Raw genomic sequence first — 26,693 nt, forward strand, 5'->3', positions numbered from 1 at the left:
CGGGACAGGAGGGCGGAGGATCAAGCGGGGAACCCCGTATAGTTCTCGGCAAGGCTCATCTGCGCGGCGGTCGATTGCGTGAGATAGTCAAAGTCCGCGCGCTGAATGCGGCGCCCAAATCGTCCAGTCTCGGGGAAAGTGTGCAGCAGGCTTGTCATCCACCAACTGAAGCGCTCGGCGCGCCAGATATGGTGGAGGACATCGGACGAATAGCTCTCGATGCCTTTGGATGATTTCCCGGCATAGAATTCGATAAGGGCATCGGCCAGCGACGCCACATCGCGCATGGCGAGGTTGAGACCTTTCGCACCCGTGGGTGGAACGATGTGGGCAGCGTCGCCAGCAAGGAACAGCCTGCCAAACTGCAAGGGCTCGGCGACGAAGCTTCGCAGCGGCGCTACGGATTTCTCGATGGAGCTGCCGGTCTCGACGGCCGCCGCGATGTCCGCGGGCAGGCGGGCCCGCAATTCTTCCCAGAACTGGTCGTCAGACCATGCTTCCGCATGTTCGCTTGCCGGTACTTGGATGTAGTAGCGGCTGCGCGTCGGCGACCTTTGCGAGCACAGGGCAAACCCGCGTTCGTGATGGGCATAGATGAGCTCGTGGGCGACCGGTGGCTTGTCGACAAGAATACCGAGCCATCCGAACGGATATTCACGCTGAAAGCTGGTGAGCGAACCCGCTGGTATGCTTTGCCGCGAAACCCCATGGTATCCGTCGCAGCCGCAGATGAAATCGCAATCGAGACGGCGGGCCTCACCATCCACGCGATAAGTGATCCAAGGCCGAACCGCATCAAAGTCGTGCAAGGCGACGTCTTCAGCGCCATAGATCGTGGGCGCCTCTCGCGCCTCCATGAGGTCGCGTGTGACTTCGGTCTGACCGTAGACCACCACGTGACGGCCGATCAGCCGGGAGAAATCGATGCGGTGGCGATCGCCATCGAAGCAGAGTTCTATGCCTTGATGAACAAGCCCTTCGCGGTGAAGGCGCGATCCGGCTCGCGCGCGCTCCATCAGCGCGACAGTGTCCTGCTCCAGGACGCCGGCGCGGATTCGGCCAAGGACATAGTCGGCGCTCTTGCGCTCCAGAATAATGCTGTCGATGCCGGCAAGTTCCAGCAACCGGCCGAGCATCAAGCCCGCCGGCCCTGCGCCGACAATAGCGACTTGCGTGCGCATCCGCTCCTCCCCGTTTTTAGGAATGCTGCGCGCAAAGCCACGGGAAGCCAATGGACGGAGCACGCAAACTGTTGGACTATCCGACCATGGAAACAATTCCGATCTATGCGCTTTTCGGCGAGGCGGTCCCGGACAGGGAGCATGAATGGCTCCATTGGGAGACAATAGTCTCGCGCAGCAGTCGGCATGATTTCCGGATCGCCCCGCATCGTCATGAGCAGTTCTTCCAGATCCTCGAGGTGACCAGCGGAAGGGTGCGGGCGACGATCGACGGCGCGACATACGACCTTGCCGGCCCGGCGATCGTGGTCGTACCAGCGCTGACAGTGCACGGCTATGTATTCAGTCGCGATGTCGTGGGTGTCGTGCTGACGCTGATGGAAAGGGATGTCCAGAATGCTGGACGAGACGTCGGCGAAATCAGCGCGCAGCCGCGCGTTCTCAGCGGGTTCGGCATGGATGACGTCCACGCGGCGATTGCCGATCTGATCACCGAGGCGGACCGGCGGGAGATCGGCCATGGCGTGGCCATGCCGGCCCTGATTACGCTGCTGCTCGTCGCCTTGGCCCGTGCAGGCAGGATCGATGATCACGCCGACCCACGGTTCAACCAGGCGGCGCGGCATGCGACTGCCTTCCGTGCCCTAGTCGACAGGCGTTACAGGTCCACGCGTGTCATCGGCGACTATGCGGAGGCGTTGGGGATCAGCCAGCCCCATCTCAACCGCATCAGCCGCCAGGTGCTCGGCATTTCCGCGCTGCAGATCATCGAGCGGCGTATCGCGCTGGAGGCGCGGCGGCAGTTGCTGTTCTCATCGCTGACGATCAAGCAGATCGGCGCTGAACTGGGCTACGATGACCCCGCTTACTTCACGCGGTTCCTGACGCGTATGCTGGGCGTCGCGCCGAGCCAGTACCGCAAGACCGCAAGAACCTCGCTTTAGTCGCGCAGCTTCGATGCGGCGTCACGCACAGCCCCCATGAGCGCCATGGCCGAGAGCGAGAGAGTTGTATCGGTGCGGGTGGTGAGCCCCACGGGGCCTGTGGTTTCCATGGTATCGACAGGCAGGGCGACGAGCAGCCGCTCTGCCATGTCATTGGCGACCACGCCTTCGGAGATAATCCATATGGCGTCGGTCTGCCGCGTATAGGCGCGGCCGAAGGCGTTGGAGACCGTTTCGACATTGGCCTTGAGATCGGCGATGCCGTTGGCCATCAGCATACGGTCTACGAAGGGTCGGATCACCGAGTCAGGTGTCGGCATGAGGGTCTGGTAGTTCTCGATCATGGCGAGGTCGAATTCGCGCTCAAGAAGCAAGGGATGGCCAGGCCTGACGACCATGACGACCCGTTCGGAATAGAGATGCTCGAAGGCAAATCCGAGCATTGCGTCCGGTTCAGCCATCCTGCCGATGACAAGATCGACGTCGCCAGTCCGCAGGAGAGACAGGAGATGGCCGTTGGGCCCGGTTATAATACGGGCGCGCGCGCCAGGGCCTTGGGATGAGAACGCTTCGACGGCCGCCGGAAGGATGCGCGCGGAGACCGTGGGCAGGGCACCGATTTTGACGGTTGTGACGGCGCTGGTTTGCCGCGCCGCCTCGATGCCATGGCGCAACGCAGCCAGACTCGTCCCGGCGTAGCGATAGAAAACCTCACCCAGGGGCGTCAGTGCGAGCATGCGTCGGCTGCGATCAAAAAGCGTCGCGCCGACAAGATCCTCCAATTCCTGGATGGTCTTTGAGACTGCGGGCTGGCTGATGTTAAGCGCGTCGGCCGCTTTGACGACGCTGCCGAGGCGCGCCACCTCCATAAAGCACGAGATGTGGCGAAGCTTGATGCGCGGATCGATCATGGGACGAGACATCTTCGACCTCTGGTTATGGATCGTGGCGGAGATCGATGGCTGCGTCGATCGCAGACCTCGTCCCATAAGCCATAGGTTATAGAGGCGCGTGAAGTAATCATTTTACTCGCGCCCCCTCCGCATCTTAAATCGCTCCAAAGAGGCGAGCATGGCGTTTGCACAGATCAACGACATTCTGGTGCACTATGGAGACTACGGGCGTCGGAAGGCACCGGTTCTGGTTCTGGTGAATTCGCTGGGCACCGACGCGCGTATCTGGGAGGCGGTCACGGCTCGGCTGCAAGATCGCTACCGGATAATTGTCTACGACAAGCGTGGGCACGGACTGAGCGACGCACCCGAGAGGGACTATTCGCTCGACGACCATATCGGTGATCTCTCCGGACTGCTTGACCATCTTGGGGTCGAGCGATTTACGCTGGCCGGGGTCTCGGTCGGCGGCCTCATCGCCCAGGGCATGGCCCTGCGGCACCCGTATCGGATCACGGGTGTCGTTTTATGCGACACCGCGGCCAGGATCGGCGCGGAAGCCATGTGGAACGAGCGGATAACGCTGGTGCGAAGCGGCGGCATGCAGGCACTCGGTGATGCCGTGATGATGCGCTGGTTCACGGAGAGATATCGTCAGGAGCGGCCTGTCGAGATCGCGGGCTGGCGCAACATGTTCCTCCGGACGCCGGCGGCGGGCTACGCGGGAACATGCGCCACGCTCCGTGATACTGACCTGCGTGAGCAGGTCGGGTCGATCGCTGTTCCGACATTGATGCTGGTTGGCGCGGACGATGTCTCGACCCCGGCTGAACTCGTGCGTGACACGGCCGCGCTCATTCCCGGCGCACGCTTTTCCGTCATTGAGAACGCCGGCCATATACCCGCGATCGAGCAGCCGCGCGTTCTGGCGGAGCACATCAGCACCTTCCTCAATGAGGCCCACCATGGCTGACACGTCCCGGTTCGAGCAAGGCATGGCGACGCGCCGATCGGTTCTCGGCGATGTTCATGTCGATGGGGCCACGGCCCACAAGACGCCTTTCGACGAGGATTTTCAGAGTTTCATCACCGAGGGGGCGTGGGGAACGGTCTGGTCCCGGCCGGGGCTGAGCAAGCGTGAACGGTCCATGCTGACGGTAGCCTTGCTGGCCGCCCTCGGGCATGATGAGGAACTCGCGATGCATATACGCGCCACCGCGAACACAGGGGCCACGCCCGAGGATATCAAGGAGGCGCTTCTGCATGTGGCCGTCTACGCTGGCGTCCCGGCCGCGAACCGCGCGTTCAAGATCGCCAAAGGAGAATTGGCCAAGGGAGAATTGGCAAAGGAAAAATGGGCCAACGGGGAATTGGCCGAGGGACGGGGAGGGGACAGGTGAACGGTATCATACTGCCGGGCGATGATGGAGGCGCGCTCTATGCGCGAGATCGCGCGTGGCAGCCGCACGCCAATACGCCGGGTTACAAGAGCACGACTTTCCGCGCACCACGCCACGCGCTCCTGTCCCTTCCAACGACAGCTTCCGAGCTGACGGGGCCGACGTTCGGCGAAACGTCTCTGGGGCCGCTCGATAACGACCTTATCCGCAACTACAGTCAGGACGGCGGTGAAGCGATCGGCCAGCGGCTCATCGTGTATGGTCAAGTGCTCGACGAGAATGCCCGCCCAGTCGTCGGCACTCTGGTCGAGTTCTGGCAGGCCAACGCCGGAGGCCGCTATCGCCACAAGCGTGAAGGCTATCCCGCCGCGCTTGATCCGAATTTCGGTGGCTGCGGACGCGCGATAACGGATGAAAACGGCTTCTATTCCTTTCGTACTGTCAAACCGGGCGCCTATCCGTGGCCCAACGGCGCGAATGACTGGAGGCCGGCTCACATTCACTTCTCGATATTCGGAAATGCGTTCGCTCAACGGCTGATCACACAGATGTATTTTGAGGGTGATCCGATGATCTGGCAGTGCCCGATCGTTAGGAGCGTGCCGGACAAGGCGGGAATTGAGCAGCTGATTGCGAAGCTCGATCGCCACAACACAACGCCGATGGACGCGTTGGCCTATCGCTTCGACATCGTTCTGCGCGGCAGGCGCTCCACTATGTTCGAGAACAAGTTGGAGGGGAACTGATGCTGCATCCCGTCCCAACCTTGAAGGAAACGCCGTCACAGACGGCGGGACCTTATGTTCATATTGGCCTGACGCCCAACTTTGCGGAAATCAAGGGTGTCTATGACGCAGACCCCGGAGCGACGATGGTGTCGGCCGATACGCGCGGTGAGCGGATTGTCGTATCCGGGCGGGTCATCGACGGCGCCGGCGCAGCCGTCAGCGACGCGGTGATCGAGATCTGGCAGGCTGACTCGGACGGTTCCTACATCGTGCCGATGGGGCGAACCTCGAATTCGCGACCTGCCTTCACGGGATGGGGCCGGCGGGCGACCGACAGCGAAGGCGGCTTCCTGTTCGAGACGATCAAACCCGGGCCGGTTCCTGGTCCCGACGGAGCGCCTATGGCGCCGCATATCGCGCTGTGGATCGTGGCGCGGGGTATTAATATCGGCCTGCAAACCAGGCTTTACTTCGCTGATGAAGAGGCGGCCAATGCCAAGGATTTCATCCTAGGCCGCATACCGGATGCGAGGCGGCGGGCGACGTTGATCGCTCGCAAAGAGGACGGCGACTTGCCGCGATACGTGCTCGACATCCATCTGCAAGGCGACAAGGAAACTGTATTTTTCGATATGTGATGGAATTCGTCGGGACGGGAATAGAAACGCGGATACGATATAATCCATGCCAATTCTTGCCTCGCTTGTCGGCGATCGTGAAATTGAGGGGCTGCTGTCTGATGAGGCGCAGCTTCGCGCGATGCTGCGTTTCGAAAATGCGCTGGCCGGAGCGGAGGCGGATGCGGGGCTCATTCCGTCGGAGGCAGCCGAGGCCGTCGCGGCTGCGATATCGGCTTTCCAACCGGATTGGGACGATCTGGCGAAAGGTGTAGCCCGTGATGGCGTCGTCGTCCCTGCATTGATCAAGCAGATCCGCGCCGGCCTACCCTCACGGTTCCAGAACGCCCTGCACAAGGGCGCCACAAGCCAGGACGTCATCGACACCGCACTGATTCTCCAGTTCGCGGAGGTTTTGCCAGTCCTTGAAGCGCGCCTGTCGATCATACTGGATAAGCTTGCCGCCATCAGCCGCCTCCATGGCGCGGAGCCGCTGATGGCTCACACGCGCATGCAACAGGCCCTGCCGTTCACGTGGCATGAAAAACTGAAAACCTGGAGCGACCCCCTGGGGCGTCACCTCGTGGCGTTGGCTGAGGCTCGCGTCTCATGCCTGGTCATTCAGCTCGGAGGGCCGATTGGTGATCGTTCGAGCTTCGCGGGGCTTGGTGATGCGATAGCCCGCGACCTCTCACATCGCCTCAGCCTCGCCAATGCCTCTCCGTGGCACGCCGCGCGCGATCGGATCGCCAAGCTGGGTTCGCTGCTATCGCTGATCAGCGGTTCTTTGGGCAAGATCGGCGCTGATGTCGCTTTGATGACCCAGAATGAAATGTCCGCTGTCCGGCTCTCGGGGGGCGGCGGATCATCGGCAATGGCGCATAAATCGAACCCGATATCGGCCGAGATACTCGTGACGCTCGCGCGTTACAACGCCGGCCAGACCGGACTTCTTCATCAGGCGCTGATCCATGAGAATGAAAGATCCGGGGCCGCCTGGACGCTTGAATGGATGACCCTGCCGGCGATCGCGATCGCGACAGGCGCTGGCCTGCACCATCTCATTTCTCTGTTGGATCAGCTTGTTATTGACAGCGCTGGCTGACCGTCGGCGCGCTCGCCAATCGCTGCTCCGTGTTTTGATCCGCACGATATCGCCGACCGACAGCTGCCCGCCCGAGCTCTTAGAACCGGGCAACGACTGAAGGCAGCTCGCGAAGGAAGATTTCACGCGTCCGGATCCCGGGGCTGATCGCCTCACGCTTTTCGTCGTGAACGAGACGCGCAAAGACGAGCGTCCGGCCTTCCTTGACCATCCAGCCAACAAACCATCCATAGCTCTGGTCGGGCTCACGGGAGCCGTCAGCCCTGCGCACCGGGCCCGCTCCCGTCTTGCCGTGAACGCTCCAGCCATCCACGTCCTGCAACGCGGTGATCTTGCTCGTCATGACATAGGCATGCGGGCTCACCGGCAACTCGCGGCGCACAAGCTTTCTTAGAAACGCGATTTGCTCGAGTGGGGATATCTTCAGGGACGAGCTTAGCCAGGCGTTGGTCAACCCGTCATTCTTGCCGGGATCGCCGGATACATCCTGGTTGCCATAGTCGAAGCGATGGACATAGTCGCGAAAGCGTTGCTCGCCCAGCGCTTCGGTAACCAGCCGCGAATACCAGACGACAGAATTCTTCATCCAGCTCGATGGATCCGTATCCTGCTTCCAGGCCGGGATCCAGGCGGCATATCCCTTCTTGAAAGGAAGGGACGGGTTGTGCTCATCCTTGAGAAATCCAGCATCGAAACCCATCAGACTGATGGGGAGCTTGAAAGTGGAGGCTGGTGTGACGCGTGTTTCACAAGTTCCTTCTCTAAGCACCAATTGGCCCGTCGCAGCGTCCGCAATGACCGTGCAAAGCGTTGCGGCTTGCACCGGAGATGTTCCGGCCAAGCTACCCGCCGAAATACTCGTCAGGACAACGAGGAAACCGGCCACTATGCAGCGGCGCCAGCAATTCCTAGGGCGGACTTCAGTCGTTTGAACAGTCATCGATCACCATTTCCTGCGACAAGCGGCCTTTGGGGCAGCGGTCCCAGCATGGCGGCGGATTCAGACCTACTCGTTAACGAAATCCATCCGGCACGTGTTCTCCGCCCTTTCAACAGGCCGCCTTTCAGACAATCGTCTCGCGATAGACGCGCCGCGCCGCGCAAACGGCATCGTGGTTGTTGTCCGCCCAGGAGATCAGACTGCGCAACGGAATGAGCAGCGAGTGACCCAGTGGTGTGAGGGCGTAGTCCACCCGCGGCGGTATGACCGGATAGAGCGTCCGCGACACGAACCCGTCCTGTTCAAGCCGCTTCAAGGTTCGCGCGAGCATGTGCTGCGAGATATCGCCGATCCGACGTTTCAGCGCGTTGAACCGCAGTGTTCCCGGTTCCAACGCCTCCAAGACGAGAAGGCTCCACTGGTCACCTATGCGGTCCAGTACATCCCGGATAGGGCACGGCGAGAATGAAAACTCACCGTCCACAGCGTCCAAACCCATTTCGGCCGGCCTAACAACCACGCGACATTCCTCTTTGTTTCCGATCCCTGCAGCCGGCGCGTCGGATGGCCCGAGCGATGCGGACAGTAAGATGACGCTGACCAAGGGTCATTCCGATGACTTCTTGTCACGAATCCCGAACCGCCTATGTTAGCGCTCGATATTCGCAACTAAGTCTTATATCCGAACTTGGTCTGATAATGAACTATGGCGTTGAAAGGCTGATCGGCGGAACGGGTCCCCTATCCGCAGTGCCGCCGAAAGAGCTGACCTATCTTTATGATCCGCTGTGTGGATGGTGCTATGGCGCGATGCCGGCCCTAGAAGCTCTGCGGGCGAAGGCCAGGATCACCTTCTTACCAACCGGCCTTTTCGCCGGCGAGGCGGCCCGTGTCATGGATGCGAGCTTTGCGGCCTATGCCTGGGAGAATGATCGGCGGATCGCCGCCCTGACAGGACAGCCGTTTTCGCAACTCTATCGCGAGCAGGTGCTGCGACCCGGCACAGCCTTCGATTCTGCAGCCGCTACGCTCGCGCTTGTCGCTGTCGGCCTGGAGGTCCCCGAACAGCTTTTCGCGGCCTGCAAGGCCATTCAGCATGCGCGCTATGTCGATGGGCGCGATACCTCCATTCGCCGGGAGGTCGCCACGGTGCTCGACGGGATCGGGCTGTCCTCGGCCGCGACCAGACTTCTGGCTGATGATGCGGATGTTCTCGCAGCAGCACGTAACGAGGTCGCTACTGGCCGGCGCCTCATGACGGCCCATGGCGCACGTGGCGTGCCGACAGTGGTTCTGTCCACCAACCACGGCGATCGTCTCATTCCGAACCAGCTTCTTTATGGCGATCGCGAGACCTTGCTTCGCCAGCTCGACCTTGTCTGACACCAACTGTTCACAACCGAAAGGAACGAAGACGATGAAAGTCGCTCTTATAGGCGCTAGCGGTAACGCCGGCTCGCGCATTCTCGCGGAACTCACGCGCCGGGGGCACAGTGTGACCGCCATTGCCCGCCATCCGGAGAAAATCCCCGCGGAGCAAAATGTCGCGCCTAAGAAGGGAGACGTGTTCGATGGCAAGGGCCTGGCGGATCTCCTGAAGGAGCATGATGCGGTCATCAGCTCCGTCCATTTCCTCGCTAGCGACCCTGATCTCCTGATCGAGGCCGTCCGTGCTTCGGGCGTCAGGCGCTATCTGATCGTCGGCGGGGCCGGCAGCCTAGAGGTCGCACCCGGCGTGGCCCTGGTGACCACGCCTGACTTTCCCCCGGCCTACAAGGCCGAAGCCACCAAGGGGGGCGACTTTCTAAAGAAATTGCGGGGGATTGACGATCTCGACTGGACGTTCCTGTCACCGTCCGCACTCTTTGTTCCCGGAGAGCGTACAGGCCAGTTCCGCCTCGGCAAGGACGAACTGCTGACAAATGACAAGGGAAGCAGCATCTCCTTCGAGGACTACGCCATCGCCCTTGTCGATGAACTGGAGAATCCGGCCCATATCCGCCAGCGTTTTACCGTCGGCTATTGACCGGATCGGTACGGTGACGGGGCGTTCGGATGATTGAGCGCCCCGCATAGCCGCGGCGCGGAAGCGAGCTCTGAGCTGGCAAGCTCCCGGCAGTATCAGCGCGATGGAGCAGCCGGTGGTTCGGAGATCAGGTTGCGCCGGTTCACCTCGCTGCGGTGAGTGGCTGTTTCGCTGAAACGCCTGCGCAGGCTTGGATTTCGGGCGACAAACTGCAGAAAGTCGCGCCGGCTCATCGTCAGGAGTTCGCAGTAGTCGAGCGCGGTCACGTCTGCTGTGCGGCGGCTGCCGGAAAGGAGCGCCATCTCACCGAAAAAGTCTCCTGGACCAAGGGTTATGTCGCCGGCATCGGTATCAACCACAGCCTTGCCGGATGAGATGAAATACATCCCGTCCGGCTTGTCGCCTTTCTGGATGATGCGCTCGCCGGGGTTGGCGCTTTGCGGCCGAAACAGAAGCAGGAATTCCTGGCGCTGTTCGGGATCGATATCCGCGAAGATCGGGAAGCGCTGCACCACTTGCTGCACCTCGAGAGCGTGCGCGTGCTCCCTTTCATGGGCGCGCGCCTGAGCCGCCTCGATATCGGCTTCCAACGCGTTGTAGCGATGCTCGCCGTGGGTGGCGAGCGCCTTCCAGACACCGAGCCGGCTGATCAGCCTCGGCGCGACGACAAAGGCGAGCGGGTTCAACGTGATGGACAGCAGAGCACCCGCGAGGATGAGGTCGCTGCCCTCTTTCGGGAGAAGGCCGAGAGCGACGCCGAGGCCACCGAGGATGAACGAGAACTCGCCGATTTGCGCGAGGCTCGCGGCAACGGTCACCGCCGTCGCCAGGGGGTAGCCGAGCACGAGAACGATCAGCATGGCTGCGAGCGACTTGCCGACCATGATGATCGCCAGTACGACGAGCACCGCCAGTGGTTCGCGGATGAGGATCGACGGGTCGAAGAGCATCCCCACCGAGACGAAGAACAGCACGGCGAAGGCGTCCTGCAAGGGCAGGGACTCATGGGCGGCACGATGGCTGAAGCGGGATTCGGACAGCACCACGCCCGCGAAGAAGGCGCCAAGCGCGAATGAGACGCCGAATATGGCGGCCGAGCCGTAAGCGATACCGAGCGCCACCGCGAGTACCGAAAGCGTGAACAGCTCCCGCGAACCCGTGCGAGCAACCTGCCCGAGAATCCAGGGAACCACCCGCGGTCCGAGTGCGATGGCAAGCACGACGAAGCCTGCCACTTTCAGGAGGGTAAGGCCCAACGCCATGGCCAGGCTGGTATCCGCCGCGGCCTCCGCGCCATGGCCACCGGCCGCGTGGCCGCCCAGCGTTTCCGCGAAGGCTGGCAGCAGGACGAGCGCGACTACCATCGCGAGATCTTCGACGATAAGCCAGCCCACGGCAATGCGGCCGTTGGCTGTCGGCAGCATGTTGCGCTCTTCGAGTGCCTTCAGCAGCACCACGGTACTTGCGACCGAAAGAGAAAGGCCGAACACCAGGCTGCCGCCAAGGCTCCACCCCCAGAGTTCGCCGACGCCCACACCTATCAGTGTCGCGAGGACGATCTGGCCGACAGCTCCGGGGATGGCGATCCATTTGACCGCCATCAGATCAGAAATCGAGAAGTGAAGGCCCACGCCGAACATCAGCAGAATCACGCCCATTTCGGCCAATTGGCCGGAGAGGCCTGCGTCCGCAACAAAGCCGGGCGTGAAGGGCCCAATGAAGATGCCGGCGACGAGATAGCCGACCAGGGGGGGCAATCGGAAGCGATCGGCCAGGAAGCCAAAGATGAAGGCCAGCACGAAACCCACTGCAACAGTCGCGATGAGCGTGGTCTCATGCGGCATGAACAAACCCTCCAGACTTAATCCTGACCAGCAGTCCTGGATCTCTCGGCAACGGCTGACCAACGAGGACGACAGTCACACATCCAGGCGGACTGTCACCCGCGAAAGGGCGGCCGAGGCGCGATCACTCTCGAAGTCGCTGTTTTATACATGGATGCCACCACGGCAACACACGAAAAAAGCACGCCGCCTGAATATCCGTTCAAACGGGCGCATCCCATGTGTTCCCTTCGGCCGCATCATTCGCCGGCACGCTTGAAAAGCGCGCCGTACTGGGCCTCGTGAAGCCGCTGGTAGGCCCCGCCCGCCTTGACCAGCTCGTCATGACGGCCCTGCTCGACGATGCCGTGGTCATCAACGACGATAATACGGTCCGCATGCTGGATGGTGGCGAGGCGATGGGCAACGACCAACGTCGTGCGCCCCTTGGACAGATCGGTCAGGGAGCGCTGAATGGCCCGCTCCGTTTCCGTGTCGAGAGCGGATGTCGCCTCGTCCAGAATGAGGATCGGTGGATCCTTGAGAAACACGCGCGCGATGGCCAGACGCTGCTTCTGGCCGCCGGACAGTTTGACGCCGCGCTCGCCGATGATGGTGTCATAGCCATTCGGCAGGCGGGCAATAACCTGGTCGAGCCGGCTGCGGCGCGCGGCTTCCTCTATCTCCGCATCACTGGCGTCGAGGCGGCCGTAGGCGATGTTCTCGCGAATGGTGCCGGCGAAGAGGAAGACGTCCTGCTGCACGATGCCGATCTGTCCACGCAAGGATGCAAGCGTCATGGATCTGATGTCGATGGCATCGATGCTGATCTCGCCACTGTCGATTTCGTAGAAACGCGGCAGGAGTGAACAGATGGTCGTCTTGCCGGCTCCCGAAGGGCCAACGAAGGCGACCATTTCACCGGGGCGAACTTCCAGGTTGATCCCCCGCAACACGGGCCTGTCCGGGGTGTAGCCAAAAGCGACGTTGGTATAGCGGATATGCCCCTTGAGGCCGGAGACGGCCTTGGCGTCTGGCCTGTCCGCGATATCCGGCTCCACAGCGAGAAATTCCATGTAGCGACGGAAGCCGGCAATGCCCTTGGGGTACGTCTCGATGACCGAGTTGATCTTCTCGATGGGCCGGAAGAACACCCCGACGAGCAACAGAAAGCCAACGAAACCACCATTAGTCAATTCACCCTTGAGCACGAAATAGCTGCCGGCGATCATGACGACCATCTGCGTCAGCCGCATGCTGAAATAGCTGAGTGACGTGGTGACCGCCATGAGACGATAGGCGGCCAGCTTGGTGCGACGATAGTTCTGGTTGTCGGAGGCGAACAGCCTGCGCTCGTGGTCCTCATTGGCAAAAGCCTGGACGACGCGGATACCGCCGACATTGTCCTCGATGCGGGCATTGAAACTGCCGACACGCTCGTAGAGTTGCCGCCAGTTGCGGCTCATGCGGCCGCCGTATCGCGTTGTTACCCAGACGATCAGCGGCACGATGGCTGCCGTGATCAGCGCGAGCTGGGGATTGACCATGAACATCAGGACGAACGCGCCGATGAGCGTCATCACCGCGATGAAGAGGTCCTCCGGACCGTGATGGGCGATTTCACCGATTTCCTCCAGATCCTTGGTGAGCCGGCCGACGATATGGCCCGTCTTCTGATTGTCGAAAAAGCCGAAGGATAGTTTCTGGAGATGATCGAAGCTGCGCCGGCGCATCTCCGTTTCGATGTTGATGCCCAGCATGTGGCCGAAATAGACGACCACGGCCATCAAACCGGTATTGACGAGGTAAACCGCGAGGAGTCCTGCCGACGCGAGCATGATCAGCATCCAGTCGCCGCTGGGCAGAAGGCTATCCACGAAGATCTTCACAGCCAGAGGAAAGCCGAGCTCAAGCAGCCCGGACGCGACCGCGCAGGAGAAGTCGAGGGCGAACAAACCCTTGTGTGGTTTATAATATGAGAAGAAATTTCGGAGCATGCGCGGTCGTCAGGCAGTGAATCGGCGCCGCACCTTATCCCCGTTGACCGGGAAAGGCCCGATGAAAAAAGGTGATAGCCTCAGAATCGACCTCAACAATCCCGGCAGGCGGGCGCGTTGTTGAATGCTTCATGAAATACGCCCAAAAGAGCCGCCGATCGGCCGACGACCCCGGGCGAACAGGGCGGTTACCAGCATGTACGGCTCGACGCGACCGGAAACTTCAGAGGCGCCTCACTGGCCGGCGGGCAAACCGTCGGACCAGAGGAATTCCGATTTCTTGCCCTTACGTGTCATCGACATCTGATATTCATAGATATCGGGCCGATAAAGAGCCTCAAGAAACTCGACCGGCTTTCCCTTCTGGTCGCGCACGAGGCGGCGGATGCTGAGCAAGGCCGCTCCGATATCGACGTCGAGCAATGGCGCCACCCGCGTGTCGGCAAGCTTCGCCGTGATGGTCTGGTCCGCGCGCGCGACTTTGATGCCCGCCTTCTCGAACAGGCTCAGCAAAGGTCGTTCAAGCAGCTCGCCCTGGCTGTAGCTGCGTCCCACAGCCTCGGGCACGTGGGTCGTGAGAAATGAGAAGGGCGTGTCCTCATGGCGCCTGACGCGTACGACGCGCTGTACGACGGCGCCTGGTTCCAGCTCGAGCCTTGCTGCGATCTCCGGCGATGCCGGTATATAGTCGAACTCGACCAGATCGACACGGGTCTTGAGCCCCATAGCGAGCAGGTTCTCAAGCATGCCCCTCAGGCTGGTATCGATAGGCGGCGGCGTGATGACCGGCTGGGCGAAATTGCCCTTTCCATGGCGGCGTACGATCAGGCCTTCCGCCGCCAAGCGATCCAGGGCACGTCTCACGGTAATGCGTGAGACGTTGAACAGATCCTCCAGTTTGTGCTCGGAAGGCAAAGCTTTGCCCGCCGGGTAGTCGCCGTCGACAATCTGTTGACGCAGCACAACATAGACCTGATGGTGCAGAGGGGCCGCAATCTCCTGCCTCAAGTCTTTCGGCCGCCTGGTGATGCCGGTCGTCATCGCTTCTCCTCGTCCCCCACGATGATGCGCCTCTTTCCTACCGCGAGCCTTTACGCAACCCGATCGGGAGATCAAGCTGCTTTGCAATAGCGCTCAAGCAGCCGTCACACCCCCATCCACACACAATATTTGCCCGGTGATGAAGGAGGCGCCCGCGGAGGTGAGAAAGCGCAATGTCTCCGCCACCTCGGTTGCTTCTCCGAAACGCCCGAGCGGGATGCTGCTCACGAGTTTCTGGGCGCGTGCAGTGTCGGCTCTCGCCACCGCCGTCATCGGTGTCGTGATGGGGCCGGGTGCAACCGCGTTCACGCGCACGCCGCGCGGCGCCAGTTCGAGCGCGAGGGCCTTGGTCAGGCCATTCAGGCCGGCCTTCGAGGCCGCGTAGGCGGCGGCGCGTGGATGCCCGATCATCCCGATCTGGCTCGATACGAAGGTTATCGCGCTGGGCGCACCGGAAGCCATCGCAAGCGCGCAGTCCCGGGCCAGGGTAAAACCGGCCGTGAGATTGATGTCGAGCACGCGCTGCCAGTCTGCCAGCCCGGTCTCAAGCCCCGGCCGATGATCGAAGATGCCGGCGCAGGACACGAGGCCATCAAGGCCGCCAAGAAGGTTGACCGCAAGCTGTACCCATCCGCTGGAGCGCTCGAATTCGGTCAGATCGGCAGCGATGATATGCTCCATCGGGAGATCCGCGAGACCATCCTGGCGTCGCAGGGCATCGCCCTCGGTGGCATCGCGCACCAGCGCGACACAGCGCGCGCCATCCGCGAGCGCCAACCGGAGGAAGGCTAGCCCGATGCCTGAGCCAGCACCGGTGACAAGCAGGCGACGGTCAGCCAAACTTGTAATACTTGTCATATTCGACACCTTTTGCATGATGATTCGAGGAGACGTCCCCGATGACTACGCCTCTCGATTTGACAGCGCTCCTGTCCGGCATTCGTGCGAAGCGCGGCTATCTGCTGCCGCACCACGGACTGATGGCGATTACCGCGCCGGCGTTGCTTGACGCTTATGACGCCGCCTATACCGCCATGGCGCTCGACGACCGGGTCTTGAGCCATCACGATCGCGAATTCGTCTGGCTCGCGATCCTGATCGCCACCGATGAGGCGATCGCCACCCACCACATCGCCAAGTTCAAGGCAGCTGGCGGCACCGATGGGGAGGTGGAGGTCATCCTGACGGTGACCGCGCTCGCCCTCGGCTTCGAATCCTACCGCTTTGTCGAAAAGAACTGGCTTACCCATCTGCCCGCCTGCGATCCGCGGGCGATCTACTTGCGAGCGCTGCGCTCCGCGGCAGCCAGCGTTCCGATGCGTCTCGTCCATATGGCCGCGGCGGCTGTCTTTGTCTGCAAGGCGGGTTGGGACGCGGTCGCCCTGCAGATCGTCGCCGCCTACGAGGACGCGGTTCCGGAACTCGACCTCGCGGAAGCCGTCTCGCTGACCATGTTCCCCGGCAGTGTCCCGCATTTCGTCGAAGCCGCCCGCGTCTGGCAGGAACTCATCGTCGAGGGGAAGGTGCCGGCGTCTTCGACGTTTCGTGAGTGGGCTGAAATGTCGGGGCAAGGTGGATTCGACGAAGCCAACCGCGCGCCGCGCTGAAAACATGGTGCGGCGTGCGTGCGTTGTGCTGCTCACGACGCCTCTCCGAGGATGAAATCGCTCGCGCGCTCGGCGATCATCATCGTCGGCGCATGTGTGTTGGAAGAAGGCATGCGCGGCATGATGGAGGCGTCGACCACGCGCAGGCCAGGAATGCCATGCACCTTGAGATGCTGGTCAACAACGGCCAGATCGTCCGTGCCCATCCGGCAACTGCCGACCGGGTGAAACACGGTGTCGGCGACGCCCCGCAACCAGTGCTCGATGTCAGCGTCCGTGACGACATCGGGACCTGGAGCGAGTTCTGGCCCCCGGAAGCGATCAAAAGCCGGCTGAGCGAAGACGCGACGGAGGGCCTTCACGCCCTCACGCAAGACATGAAGATCCGCCGGGTCGGAGAGGTAGTTGGGCCTGATGCGCGGCGCGGCGAGCGGATCGGCGCTGCCGATCGTGATTTCGCCACGGCTATGGGGGCGCAACTGATAGACATTGGCGAAAAAGCCGTGGCCGTCGTAGCGACCGCTGGCCTTTGCCAGGAACGGCAATCTAAGGGCTGCGGTCGAAAGACCGGGGAGGAAATGCGATTGCAGGTCCGGCTCGTCGAGGGCGGGGTCCGACTTGAAGAACGCGCCGCCTTCAAGCGGGAAGGAGGCCGCAGGCCCGCTTTTGAGAAAGATCGCCCTAAGGAGGGCAAGCGCCGCGCGATCGCCGCGCAACGTGCTATACAGCGTGACCGGCTCCAGGCATGCATGCTCCACCCTGGCCAGAAGATGGTCCTGGAGGTTCTTGCCCACGCCTTTGAGATCCCGCACGACGGGAATTCCGTGGCGGCGAAGCAGATCCGCATCGCCGATACCGGAATGCATCAGGGCGGCAGGAGAATTCACCGTTCCGCAGGATAGAATGATATCCCGCTCAGCGCGGATCGATTGCCGCTCACGCCCCGTCAGGATCTCGACCCCGGTCGCGCGCCCGTTTTCTACGATAACCTTCAGAAGGCGCGCATCCGTCCGGATGACGAGATTGGGACGTTGACGCGCGGGGCCAAGAAAGGCGCGCGCCGCGCTCCAACGCTCTCCATTCTTCGTGGTGAAATCGTAACGGCCGAAGCCTTCCTGCGTTTCGCCGTTGAAATCCAGATTGAACGGATAGCCGGCTTGCTGTCCGGCCGCCACAAAGGCGTCAAACAGAGGGTTGGGGGTATTCGGCCGGGAGATGGGCAGCGGCCCGGCTCCGCCATGGAAGGCATTGGCGCCAGGCTGGTAACTCTCGCCGCGCATGAAAGCGGGCAAGACCTTGTCGAACGACCATTCCGGCAAGCCCATCTGGGCCCAGCCGTCATAGTCCAGCCGCGTGCCGCGGGTGTAGACCATTCCGTTGATGGCTGATGAACCGCCGAGGACCCGCCCGCGCGGCCAGAACAGTTGTCGGTCGTTGAGATGGGGTTCCGGCTCCGTGCGGTAGAACCAGTTGGCGTAGCGGCTGCGGAGCAAAACGCCGGTCATCAGCGGAACGCGGAAAAGCGGATTCCAGTCGGATCCGCCAGCTTCCAGGAGAAGCACACGATGGTGGGGATCGGCGGACAGGCGATTGGCGAGGACGCAGCCGGCCGAGCCGGCGCCGACAATGATGAAGTCGAATCCCACGGAAGCCCCATTTGACAAATTACTTGTACTTTGTTTATAACAAGAATAACAGAGGTTGACGGGAATAACAACTTGTAATGGCCGCGGGGATGTGAGGGCGAAACGGCCTGCGTTCATCGCGGGGGAGAGCGTTGATGCAGCATTCAGCGGGGCGGCCGCTTTCAGGGCAGGTCGCGCTTGTCACAGGCGGTGCGCGTGGTATCGGGGCTGCGGTCTGTCAGGCTCTCGCGCAGGACGGGGCGACTGTTTATGCCGCGGACTTGTTGTCCTGTGAGCAAACCGTGGCTGCGATTGCCGAGGCGGGCGGCCTGGCGCATGCGCGCAAGCTTGATGTTTCCGATCGGAATGCCTGTGTCGCCCTTGCTAACGAGATCGTGGCGGCCAAGCAACGTCTCGATATCCTTGTCTGCAACGCGGGGATCTGTCCGCCCGGCACGGTGGCTGGCGACTGGGAGCAGTGGGACCGCGTCATCGATGTGAACGTAAACGGTACCCAGGCCTGTATCGCCGCCTGCTGGCCGCATATGATTGCGTGCGGCTATGGACGGATCGTGCTGGTGAGTTCGATGGCCTATTATCAGGGCGGTGTCATTGTCGGCACGGAGTATTCCGCGTCGAAGGGCGCGGTCGCGGCTATGACTCGTCATGTTGCCCGTAACGGCGGTCCGCATGGAATACTCTGCAATGCCGTGGCGCCTGGCGTGATCGCGACAGACATGACGGCCAGTTTCTCCAAGCCTGATCCGCAAGCTATCCCTCTACGGCGCGTTGGAACGGCCGAGGACGTTGCGGGGCCTGTCCGCTTTCTCTGCGGGCCCTATTCAGCCTACATGACCGGTACAATTTTGAATGTCACGGGCGGCATCGTGCTCGCGGCGTGAGGGAGCGATATGACCATGGACCATGTGGCCGCCAAGGTCGGGATCGAGGCTGACGAGCGTCTGTTGGCGAGGCTTCCGCTTGACGCGGATACGCTGCATGAGCTCGGCGGGAATTTGCTGGCGCGTGCGCCGGCTCCGTTATCCGCGAAAATCGTGTTGGGACGTCGTACCGTCCTGATGCTCGCCAAAGACGGTACGGGTCTCGACAACGAACGTTTCCTCGATCTCAAGATCAATACCGTATTCAATTGTGGACATAGCTCGCTCTGGTGGTTCCACCACCTGCGGGCGACGGGACGTAGGCTTGCGGATGTCGCATGGGCAGATCCAAAGGCTGTTATCGACATGGGCGGTGGTGTCCCGCTTTTCGCCGGCACGCAGCTTGTGGGTGCACTTGCCGTGTCGGGGCTGCCCCATGAGGATGACCATGCGCTGATCATGGAAGCTGTGCGGCGGATGATCGAATCTTGATAGAAATATTCAGTTTCTAGAAATAACGCCATAAAACTCATAATGCATAGGGGATCGTAATCATGGCAAACAAGGCAGACTTCTCCCGTCGATCGATCATGGTGGCCGCTGGCGGCATTGCAGCAGCGAGTTTTCTGCCGAAAAACGTCTATGCGCAGGCGTCCATGCCTGAGCTGACAACACTCCGGTCCACATCGAAATCTTGGCTTTGGGCTGCTGAAGATTATGCAACAGCGGCTGGATTCTTCACGGAAGCCCGCGTGAAGGTCAATTCCAATGCGTCCAACCGCGGCACCAATGTCGCCGCGCTGCAGGGAGGTGGCGTGGATATCGTGCTGGGGGATCCCGGTGAGGTCCTGCGCGCCCGTACGCAGAACCTGCAGATCCGTACATTCATCGCGACGGTCAACCGTTATGCGAGCCATGTTCTCCTGAAAAAGGACATTCTGGCGAAGCGAGGTGTTGACGAGAAGTCACCGCAGGACAAGAAGGTCGAAGCACTGAAGGGACTCAAGCTGGGCACGACCGGGCCGGGCGCGGCGCCGGACGCGCTGTTCCGCTACCTTGCCTCGACGGTCGGGCTCGATGCGAACAAGGACTTCCAGCTGGTGCCGATCCAGGGTGGCGGGCCCGCGATACTGGCCGCCTTGCAGCAGGGTGTGATCGAGGGCTTCTGCCTCTCGTCGCCAACCGCCGACATGGCGGTTCAGAAGCAGGATTGCGGCTACCTTTTCCAGATGGCGCTCAACCCGCCCGCGGAGATGAAGGAAGTACAGTATATCGTCGCGTCCGCTGGCGAGGCGACGATTGCCGGCAAGCGTGATGCGCTGGAGCGCTATACGCGCGGTATCGCCTTGGCTCTGCGCTCCATCAGGAACGAGCCTGAAAAGTTCAAGGCCTGGGCGAAGGACTGGTTCGAGGGGCTGGAGCCGGAGACGTTCAACCTGGCCTTTGCCAACAATGGCGCGATTTACTTCGAGGATCCGACGCCGAAGCGCGCGTTGCTCGAGAAAAACATCGCCTTCATCAATATCGTCAACCAGCAGATGGGCGCTCCCGCGCTCCCGACAACTCTCACCTTCGAAACCGTCAGCGATCCCTCAATAGCGGACGCAGCGATGAAGGGGCTGTAATGACTGCGGCAGCCATCAGCATCGAGCGGGTAGACAAGCGCTATGTCGGGCGAGGCCGCGAGGTCGTTGCACTGGACCATGTATCGCTGACGGTCGACGAAGGCGAATTCGTCGCCTTCGTCGGTCCGTCCGGTTGCGGCAAGTCCACATTGCTCAACATGATCGCCGGGATCATCCCGATGACCTCTGGCACGATCGTGCATGAGGGGCGAAACGTCACCGCGATCAACCGGCGTGTCGGCTATCTCACCCAGGCCGACAGTGTGCTCCCCTGGCGCACCGTGGAGCGCAACGTCGGCCTGCCGCTCGAATATCGCGGTATGCCGACGGCCGAGCGGCAGAAGCGCGTCGAGGAGATGCTGGCGCTCGTCGACCTCAAGGGTTTCGGAAAGGCCTTTCCGAAGGAGCTCTCCGGCGGCATGCGCAAGCGTGTCGCGCTCGCCCAGATGCTGGCCTATGGCCCCGATACGCTGCTGATGGACGAGCCATTCGGCGCCCTCGATGCCCAGCTCAAGCTCGTGATGCAGCAACAGCTCCTGCGCATCTGGCAGGAGCAGAAGAAGACGATCGTCTTCGTCACCCATGATCTCGCCGAGGCGATCGCGCTCGCCTCGCGCGTTGTCGTGTTCTCCGGCCGGCCAGGGCGCATCAAGTATATCGAGAAGATCGACATTCCCTATCCGCGAGATGTCTTCAAGGTTCGTTTCCTGCCCGAGTTCGAGGCGGCCTATGATAACCTCTGGCGCGAGCTCTCGCCGGAAATCGCCAAGGGAGAGGACCTGTGAGCGGAGGACGCGCCATGCAGATCGATGAAGGGGCCGCGGTTGGGACGGGCGCTCCGTCGAAAGCGGTGCGGGACTTCGAGGCCGGGCTCGTACGGCGCAAGGTTCTGGTCTACGTGTGCCAGCTGGCTTTCGGCGTCCTTTTCCTCGCATTCTGGCAGTGGGCATCGGGCCGCCTGATCGATCCCTTCTTCGTGTCATCGCCAAGCGCTGTCTTCGGCAAACTTTACACATGGCTCCTGAACGGCGAACTCGTTCGCCATCTTTCGATCACGCTCTATGCGACGGCCATCGGCTTTCTGATCGGCTCGGCGATCGGCTTCGCGCTCGGACTGATCTTCGGCAAGTTCGCTTTCCTCGCCGAGGTGCTCGACCCCTATATAACCGCGCTCTACAGTATCCCGAAGCTCGCGCTGGCACCTCTTTTCATCATCTGGTTCGGCATCGGCATCGAATCAAAGATCGCCGTGTCGGCGTCGATCGTGTTCTTCGTTGTCTTCCTCAATACGTTCTCCGGCGTACGCGAGGTCAACCCTATCTACATCCACGCCACGCAGATCATGGGCGCCTCCCAATGGGGCGTGATGCGCACGGTCATCATTCCCTCCGCGACTGCCTGGGTCATCACCGGGCTCAAGGTTTCCGTCCCCTACGCGCTGGTTGGCACCGTGATCGGCGAGTTCATGTCGGCCAACCGCGGCATAGGCTTCATCATCGCCCAGGCGACAGGCCTGTTCGACACGAATTCCGTTTTCGCCGGCATCATCATTCTGGCCGTGGTGGGCGCCATCATCAACGGGCTCTTGAAGGTGACGGAAGGGTGGCTCCTTCGCTGGCGGAGCTGAGGCGATGTCGCGAGACAATGAGGTGCCGGCCGAGCTGAGGGAGCGCATCGAGACGCTGCGGCGGGGGCGCGGATTCCTTCTGCCACACCACGGGGCGATGGCGGTCGCCGCGCCGGATCTGCAAGATGCCTATTTCGGCATGTACAAGGCGCTGACGCAGACCGACAGGCACCTCACGGGCTTCGAGCGTGAGGTGGTCTGGCTCGCCATCCTCATCGCGGCGAAGGAGGCGATCGGAACCCACCATGTCGAACTCTTTTTCAAAGAGGGCGGCACGCACGATCAGGCGCGTTTGTTGACACGGCTTGCTGCCTTCGCGCTCGGCGCGGAGGCTTTCGCGTTCATGGACCGGAGCTGGGCGTCTTCCTTCCCGGAGCTCGCGGGCGAGGGCGCTTATCTCGCGGATTTCGAGGCCTTGGTCGATGAAAGCCTTCTGCCGGCCGGGCTCAGCCACCTCGCCATGGCGGGAATGCACGCCGCGCTCGGGCATAAATGGGGCCTCGCCGCCCATATCCGGGCAATCTATTGCCGGGGCGTTTCCGAGGATGCGCTCGTCGAGGCCATGAGTCTCATCATGTGGCCCGTGGGCGTGAATCATTTCCTTGATGCTTGCGACGTATGGGTCGACCTGATGGCACGCGGCGAGGTGACACCGTCGCCGCGCTACCGAGCCTGGGCGGAAACCCCGCGCCAGGGCGGACATCCCGAACGCGGATAGCGAATCACCCCGAAGTTGTATTCATCGCTCCTGCGTGCCGCAGCACGGATGAAACGAGAGGCGCTCGATCACCGTATTGAGCGCTCGGACGGCCATACGCGCCTGTTCGTCATCAAGCCTTACAGGGATGATTTATCGTAAGTGGATCAGCTCGGTCTTCGCGCTTGTCTTGAAGGTACGGCGCTTCTGAGGCCGGGTCGGGTGTCGGCGGAAACACGCTGAGACACGCCCGCTTCGAATGGTCGCAGCGATATGCGCTCATTTTACAGGAGATGGCTGCGGTTTAAGCAAAGGGGCTTCTTGAGAATAAAAAAGTGGAATCTATAATACCTCTTTACGGGCGACGTGGCCCTCGGTGAGGACGAATGATGCTAGTGGCGAGCGACCCACGGCCAATTTTGCCGCGCTTTGATCACGATCAAGGCGCTCGGCAAAGTTTTGGAGACATTCCATTTGTCTTTGTCGCCATGCTCTGGTTGGGGGTGCTGTTCGGCGTATCGTTCCTGGCGACACCCGTGAAGTTTCAAGCGCCATCGCTCGATTTGCCGGTGGCGCTCGATGTCGGTCGTGTCACCTTTGCGCTGCTCTCGAAAACTGAGTGGGTCTTTTGCGCCATACTTTTTGTCACAACGCTCTTCACGCTGCGATCGCGCAGGGTACGGCTTGGCGTCGTCGCCCTGCTGGCGCTGCTGCTGCTCGTGCAGGCCTTGTGGCTGCTGCCAGTTCTCGACGCGCGCGTCAGCCAGATCATCGCTGGCATGACGGTGTCAGGCACAAGTCATCACATCCTCTACATCGGCGCCGAGGCATTAAAATTTCTTTTATTACTTGGGCTTTCAATAGAGGCGTTATGGACGCTCGCCGGTTCGAGGAAGATCCAGCGATGCGGATGACGTTTCACACGGACTATGCGATTAGAATGCTGGTCTATGCTGCTCTGCGGCCTGACGGTGTTTGCACGGTCAACGACATCGCGATGGCGTATGGCCTCTCGCGCAACCACCTTCTCAAGGTCGCGCTCACTCTTCGCAATCTCGGATTCATCGAGACGATACGCGGGCGCTCTGGCGGCATTCGCATTGCCGTGGCGCCCACAGAGATCAACATCGGCGCCCTGGTGCGTTCGACCGAGGAGGATTTCTCCCTCGTCGAATGCATGCAGGGCGCGGGCGGGTCATGTGCGATCTCTCCGGCCTGCAGACTCAAGGGCGTATTCGCTGAGGCGCTCGCCGCCTATCTCGCTGTTCTCGACAAGTACACACTCGCCGACGTCGTTCGCAACAGGGCCGTTCTGCAGCCGTTGCTTGGTATCAACGAAGCAATCGCCTGAACCTGGGGGAAGGGGCAAATAAATGGTCTCAGGACTAACGGTTTCGGAGCGAAGGCTCGCCCTTGTGGTGTCGGGGCTGCTCGCCGTTTGCGGGCTCGCCATGGCCGTCGTCGGGCGCAACGATCTCCTTGGAACGCACGGCTTCGTCGTGCTGGCGTTCAGTCTCGGGATCATCGCCCTCGTGGCTAGCCGGTATCTCGACCCGGAGCCTTCGGAAGAGCGCCTGTCGCACTACTATGATGAGCCGACCAAAGTCGGCATCGTTCTGGCGATGGTCTGGGCCGTTGTCGGCATGTTCTTCGGGGTTTGGGTGGCGGCCCTTCTCGCCTGGCCCGATCTGACCTTTGATGCGGCATGGGCCAGTTTCGGTCGTATCCGGCCCGTCCATACCTCGGGCGTCATCTTCGGCTTTGGCGGCAACGCCCTGATCGCGACGTCATTCCACGTTCTCCAGCGCACCACGCGGGCGCGTTTGCCTGATCAGTTCAGCCCCTGGTTCGTGCTGATCGGCTACAACCTATTCTGCGTGCTCGCCGCCAGCGGGTACTTCATGGGGCTGACGCAATCAAAGGAGTATGCGGAGCCTGAATGGTATGCAGACCTTTGGCTCGTCATTGTCTGGGTCGTGTATTTCCTGATCTACATCCGTACGCTGCAGCGCCGCAAGGAGCCGCATATTTATGTGGCGAACTGGTATTACATGGCCTTTATTCTGGTCGTGGCGATCCTCCATATCGTCAACAATCTCGCGGTGCCGGTATCGTTGGGGCATGCCAAGAGCTATTCGCTGTTCTCCGGCGTACAGGATGCGATGACGCAATGGTGGTATGGGCATAATGCGGTCGCCTTCTTTCTGACGGCGGGCTTCCTTGGCATGATGTATTACTATCTGCCGAAGCGCGCCGGACGCCCGATCTTCTCCTACAGGCTGTCGATCATCAGCTTCTGGGGTATCACCTTCATGTATATGTGGGCTGGGTCGCACCATCTGCACTATACGGCGCTGCCGCAGTGGGTGCAGACACTTGGCATGACCTTCTCCGTGGTGCTGCTGGTGCCCTCCTGGGCTTCCGCGGGCAACGCGCTCGCGACTCTGAACGGCGCCTGGCACAAGGTGCGCGATGACGCAACGCTGCGCTTCATGATGGTCGCGGCCGTCTTTTACGGCCTCTCGACTTTCGAGGGCTCGTTCATGGCGATCCGCGCCGTGAATTCGCTGTCGCACTATACGGATTGGACCGTCGGCCACGTCCACGCCGGCGCGCTCGGCTGGGTGGCGATGATCACCTTCGGCTCGCTCTACGCGCTTGTTCCCTGGATGTGGAAACAGGAGCGGATGTATTCTCCGGCCTTGGTCGAAGTGCACTTCTGGCTCGCCCTGACAGGCACCATCATCTACGTCTTCGCGATGTGGAACTCCGGCATCATCCAGGGGCTGATGTGGCGCACGTATAACGACAGCGGCACGCTGGCCTATTCCTTCATCGATAGTCTGGTCGCGATGCATCCCTACTACATTGCGCGAACCGTCGGCGGACTGCTCTTCTTCGCCGGGGCCGTCGTCGCTTCCTACAATATCTGGATGACGATCCGCATGTCGCGACGCGCAGAACCGGCGGTGCAAGGCGCCGCCGACATGCCTGCTGCCGTCGCGATCGTTCCGGGGGAGTAAGACGATGCCGAACTTTCATCGAAAACTGGAGCGCAGCGCCATCGGTTTCGTCCTGGCAATCGTTGGCGTGTCGGCGATCGGCGGCTTCGTCGAGATCGCGCCTCTCTTCACCATCCACGAGACTGTCGAGAAGGCGCCGGACATGCGGGTCTACACACCCCTGGAAGTCGCCGGGCGTAACATCTACATCCGGGAGGGCTGCTACGCCTGCCACTCCCAGATGATCCGCACGCTACGCGATGAAGTGGAGCGTTATGGGCCGTTCTCGCTGGCGGTGGAATCTCAGTATGACCACCCCATGCTGTGGGGGTCCAAACGTACTGGCCCTGATCTGGCGCGTGTCGGCGGCAAGTATTCCGATGCCTGGCATGTGGCGCATCTGATCAATCCGCGTGACGTCGTGCCGGAATCCGTCATGCCGCGCTACGCATGGCTGCAACGCAACGCGCTCAAGACGGACGATCTTGGCCTGCACCTGGCCGCGCAGCGCACCGTCGGGGTTCCCTATACGGACGAAATGATCGCCAATGCGCCTGCCGACGCCTATGGCCAGGCCAACCCCGACAGCAGCTATGCCAGCGGCGTGACGGCACGCTACGGCGACGCGACCAATGTGCGCGCTTTCGACGGCAGCGCCGGCCGATTGACGGAGATGGACGCGCTCGTCGCCTATCTGCAGGTGCTCGGTCGCCTGACCGACGCAGCGCAGAAGACCGCGACGGCGACAAAGGAGTGAGGCGATGGCGTTCGATCACCAAACGCTTGTGGCATTCTCCAAGAGCTGGGGCCTGTTCTACCTGATCGCGCTGGCCGCTGCGGTGCTGGTCTATGCCCTGTGGCCTTCGAACCGGAAGCGCTTCGACCAGGCGAAGAATAGCATTTTCGATAAAGATGACCGGCCGGGGGAATAAGC

At 61.5% G+C, this 26,693-nt stretch carries 29 protein-coding genes; 20 read left to right on the forward strand and 9 right to left on the reverse strand.

Features of this window, described 5'->3' with window-relative positions; translation table 11 throughout:
• Window positions 1–20: 20 nt before the first annotated feature.
• Window positions 21–1,181: a 4-hydroxybenzoate 3-monooxygenase gene (pobA, locus tag KIO74_RS28015; RefSeq protein WP_213338534.1), complete on the reverse strand. Its 1,161-nt coding sequence runs from the start codon at window positions 1,179–1,181 to the stop codon at window positions 21–23.
• An 86-nt stretch (window positions 1,182–1,267) separates the two neighbouring features.
• On the opposite strand from pobA, the gene KIO74_RS28020 reads away from it, so the two are divergent.
• Entirely contained in the window at window positions 1,268–2,125 is an 858-nt protein-coding gene (locus KIO74_RS28020; protein ID WP_213338535.1) for a helix-turn-helix domain-containing protein, read from the forward strand.
• Here KIO74_RS28020 and pcaQ read toward each other — a convergent pair.
• Entirely contained in the window at window positions 2,122–3,036 is a 915-nt protein-coding gene (pcaQ, locus tag KIO74_RS28025) for a pca operon transcription factor PcaQ (protein ID WP_213339313.1), read from the reverse strand. The two genes, KIO74_RS28020 and pcaQ, sit on opposite strands and share 4 nt — an antisense overlap.
• Window positions 3,037–3,196: 160 nt before the next feature.
• On the opposite strand from pcaQ, the gene pcaD reads away from it, so the two are divergent.
• Genes pcaD through KIO74_RS28050 form a run of 5 tightly spaced genes read left to right on the forward strand, consistent with a single transcriptional unit; the run spans window position 3,197 to window position 6,868 of the window.
• The gene (pcaD, locus tag KIO74_RS28030; RefSeq protein WP_213338536.1) at window positions 3,197–3,991 is read left to right on the forward strand and encodes a 3-oxoadipate enol-lactonase; all 795 of its coding nucleotides are present in this window, start codon (window positions 3,197–3,199) and stop codon (window positions 3,989–3,991) included.
• A complete protein-coding gene (pcaC, locus tag KIO74_RS28035; protein ID WP_213338540.1) occupies window positions 3,984–4,418 on the forward strand; it encodes a 4-carboxymuconolactone decarboxylase in 435 nt (144 codons plus the stop codon). The genes pcaD and pcaC overlap by 8 nt, the downstream gene beginning before the upstream one ends.
• Window positions 4,415–5,164 carry a protocatechuate 3,4-dioxygenase subunit beta gene (gene pcaH / locus KIO74_RS28040; protein ID WP_291978344.1) on the forward strand — a complete coding sequence of 250 codons (750 nt, stop codon included), beginning with the start codon at window positions 4,415–4,417 and terminating at the stop codon, window positions 5,162–5,164. Before pcaC ends, pcaH begins: the two co-directional genes overlap by 4 nt.
• Window positions 5,164–5,784 (forward strand): protocatechuate 3,4-dioxygenase subunit alpha, encoded by a 621-nt coding sequence (pcaG, locus tag KIO74_RS28045; protein WP_213338543.1) that lies wholly within the window; start codon window positions 5,164–5,166, stop codon window positions 5,782–5,784. Before pcaH ends, pcaG begins: the two co-directional genes overlap by 1 nt.
• 46 nt (window positions 5,785–5,830) lie before the next feature.
• Complete coding sequence (locus tag KIO74_RS28050; RefSeq protein ID WP_213338544.1) at window positions 5,831–6,868, forward strand: 3-carboxy-cis,cis-muconate cycloisomerase; 1,038 nt, start codon at window positions 5,831–5,833, stop codon at window positions 6,866–6,868.
• A 79-nt stretch (window positions 6,869–6,947) separates the two neighbouring features.
• Here KIO74_RS28050 and blaOXA read toward each other — a convergent pair whose 3' ends face one another.
• Window positions 6,948–7,808, reverse strand: a complete 861-nt coding sequence (gene blaOXA, locus KIO74_RS28055) for a class D beta-lactamase (protein WP_213338545.1) — start codon at window positions 7,806–7,808, stop codon at window positions 6,948–6,950.
• Between the two features lie 124 nt (window positions 7,809–7,932).
• Window positions 7,933–8,307 carry a winged helix-turn-helix transcriptional regulator gene (locus KIO74_RS28060; protein WP_213339314.1) on the reverse strand — a complete coding sequence of 125 codons (375 nt, stop codon included), beginning with the start codon at window positions 8,305–8,307 and terminating at the stop codon, window positions 7,933–7,935.
• Between the two features lie 200 nt (window positions 8,308–8,507).
• On the opposite strand from KIO74_RS28060, the gene KIO74_RS28065 reads away from it, so the two are divergent.
• The gene (locus KIO74_RS28065) at window positions 8,508–9,191 is read left to right on the forward strand and encodes a DsbA family protein (protein WP_249731510.1); all 684 of its coding nucleotides are present in this window, start codon (window positions 8,508–8,510) and stop codon (window positions 9,189–9,191) included.
• A gap of 34 nt (window positions 9,192–9,225) precedes the next feature.
• A complete protein-coding gene (locus KIO74_RS28070; protein ID WP_213338546.1) occupies window positions 9,226–9,834 on the forward strand; it encodes an NAD(P)-dependent oxidoreductase in 609 nt (202 codons plus the stop codon).
• 95 nt (window positions 9,835–9,929) lie between these two features.
• On the opposite strand, the gene KIO74_RS28075 is transcribed toward KIO74_RS28070, so the two are convergent.
• From KIO74_RS28075 to KIO74_RS28090, 4 genes are all read right to left on the reverse strand, one after another.
• Complete coding sequence (locus KIO74_RS28075; protein WP_213338551.1) at window positions 9,930–11,678, reverse strand: cation:proton antiporter domain-containing protein; 1,749 nt, start codon at window positions 11,676–11,678, stop codon at window positions 9,930–9,932.
• Window positions 11,679–11,917: 239 nt separating this feature from the next.
• On the reverse strand, window positions 11,918–13,654 hold the full coding sequence (locus KIO74_RS28080) for an ABC transporter ATP-binding protein (protein ID WP_213338554.1): 1,737 nt from the start codon (window positions 13,652–13,654) through the stop codon (window positions 11,918–11,920).
• A gap of 234 nt (window positions 13,655–13,888) precedes the next feature.
• Window positions 13,889–14,695 carry a GntR family transcriptional regulator gene (locus tag KIO74_RS28085; RefSeq protein WP_213338555.1) on the reverse strand — a complete coding sequence of 269 codons (807 nt, stop codon included), beginning with the start codon at window positions 14,693–14,695 and terminating at the stop codon, window positions 13,889–13,891.
• A gap of 93 nt (window positions 14,696–14,788) precedes the next feature.
• Window positions 14,789–15,553 (reverse strand): SDR family NAD(P)-dependent oxidoreductase, encoded by a 765-nt coding sequence (locus KIO74_RS28090; RefSeq protein WP_213338557.1) that lies wholly within the window; start codon window positions 15,551–15,553, stop codon window positions 14,789–14,791.
• A gap of 41 nt (window positions 15,554–15,594) precedes the next feature.
• On the opposite strand from KIO74_RS28090, the gene KIO74_RS28095 reads away from it, so the two are divergent.
• Entirely contained in the window at window positions 15,595–16,302 is a 708-nt protein-coding gene (locus KIO74_RS28095) for a carboxymuconolactone decarboxylase family protein (protein ID WP_213338559.1), read from the forward strand.
• A 32-nt stretch (window positions 16,303–16,334) separates the two neighbouring features.
• Here the strand turns inward: KIO74_RS28095 and KIO74_RS28100 are convergent, their stop codons facing one another.
• Entirely contained in the window at window positions 16,335–17,948 is a 1,614-nt protein-coding gene (locus tag KIO74_RS28100) for a GMC family oxidoreductase (RefSeq protein ID WP_291978343.1), read from the reverse strand.
• A gap of 134 nt (window positions 17,949–18,082) precedes the next feature.
• On the opposite strand from KIO74_RS28100, the gene KIO74_RS28105 reads away from it, so the two are divergent.
• From KIO74_RS28105 to KIO74_RS28155, 11 genes are all read left to right on the forward strand, one after another.
• Entirely contained in the window at window positions 18,083–18,829 is a 747-nt protein-coding gene (locus KIO74_RS28105; protein ID WP_213338563.1) for an SDR family NAD(P)-dependent oxidoreductase, read from the forward strand.
• A gap of 9 nt (window positions 18,830–18,838) precedes the next feature.
• Window positions 18,839–19,300: a heme-binding protein gene (locus KIO74_RS28110; RefSeq protein ID WP_213338564.1), complete on the forward strand. Its 462-nt coding sequence runs from the start codon at window positions 18,839–18,841 to the stop codon at window positions 19,298–19,300.
• 62 nt (window positions 19,301–19,362) lie between these two features.
• Entirely contained in the window at window positions 19,363–20,433 is a 1,071-nt protein-coding gene (locus tag KIO74_RS28115; RefSeq protein ID WP_213338566.1) for an ABC transporter substrate-binding protein, read from the forward strand.
• Entirely contained in the window at window positions 20,433–21,218 is a 786-nt protein-coding gene (locus KIO74_RS28120) for an ABC transporter ATP-binding protein (RefSeq protein WP_213338568.1), read from the forward strand. Before KIO74_RS28115 ends, KIO74_RS28120 begins: the two co-directional genes overlap by 1 nt.
• Window positions 21,215–22,060: an ABC transporter permease gene (locus KIO74_RS28125; protein ID WP_213338570.1), complete on the forward strand. Its 846-nt coding sequence runs from the start codon at window positions 21,215–21,217 to the stop codon at window positions 22,058–22,060. Before KIO74_RS28120 ends, KIO74_RS28125 begins: the two co-directional genes overlap by 4 nt.
• Before the next feature lie 4 nt (window positions 22,061–22,064).
• Window positions 22,065–22,778, forward strand: coding sequence for a carboxymuconolactone decarboxylase family protein (locus KIO74_RS28130; protein ID WP_213338572.1), 714 nt, complete (start codon window positions 22,065–22,067; stop codon window positions 22,776–22,778).
• Between the two features lie 365 nt (window positions 22,779–23,143).
• Entirely contained in the window at window positions 23,144–23,671 is a 528-nt protein-coding gene (locus KIO74_RS28135) for a DUF4149 domain-containing protein (protein WP_213338574.1), read from the forward strand.
• The gene (locus tag KIO74_RS28140; RefSeq protein WP_213338575.1) at window positions 23,662–24,108 is read left to right on the forward strand and encodes an RrF2 family transcriptional regulator; all 447 of its coding nucleotides are present in this window, start codon (window positions 23,662–23,664) and stop codon (window positions 24,106–24,108) included. Before KIO74_RS28135 ends, KIO74_RS28140 begins: the two co-directional genes overlap by 10 nt.
• 22 nt (window positions 24,109–24,130) lie before the next feature.
• The gene (gene ccoN, locus KIO74_RS28145; RefSeq protein WP_213338577.1) at window positions 24,131–25,780 is read left to right on the forward strand and encodes a cytochrome-c oxidase, cbb3-type subunit I; all 1,650 of its coding nucleotides are present in this window, start codon (window positions 24,131–24,133) and stop codon (window positions 25,778–25,780) included.
• Between the two features lie 4 nt (window positions 25,781–25,784).
• Window positions 25,785–26,516 carry a cytochrome-c oxidase, cbb3-type subunit II gene (ccoO, locus tag KIO74_RS28150; RefSeq protein ID WP_213338580.1) on the forward strand — a complete coding sequence of 244 codons (732 nt, stop codon included), beginning with the start codon at window positions 25,785–25,787 and terminating at the stop codon, window positions 26,514–26,516.
• A gap of 4 nt (window positions 26,517–26,520) precedes the next feature.
• Entirely contained in the window at window positions 26,521–26,691 is a 171-nt protein-coding gene (locus tag KIO74_RS28155) for a cbb3-type cytochrome c oxidase subunit 3 (RefSeq protein WP_213338582.1), read from the forward strand.
• Window positions 26,692–26,693: the final 2 nt, after the last annotated feature.

Origin of the sequence: Chelatococcus sp. HY11, from assembly GCF_018398335.1 — a bacterium.
GTDB lineage: Bacteria > Pseudomonadota > Alphaproteobacteria > Rhizobiales > Beijerinckiaceae > Chelatococcus.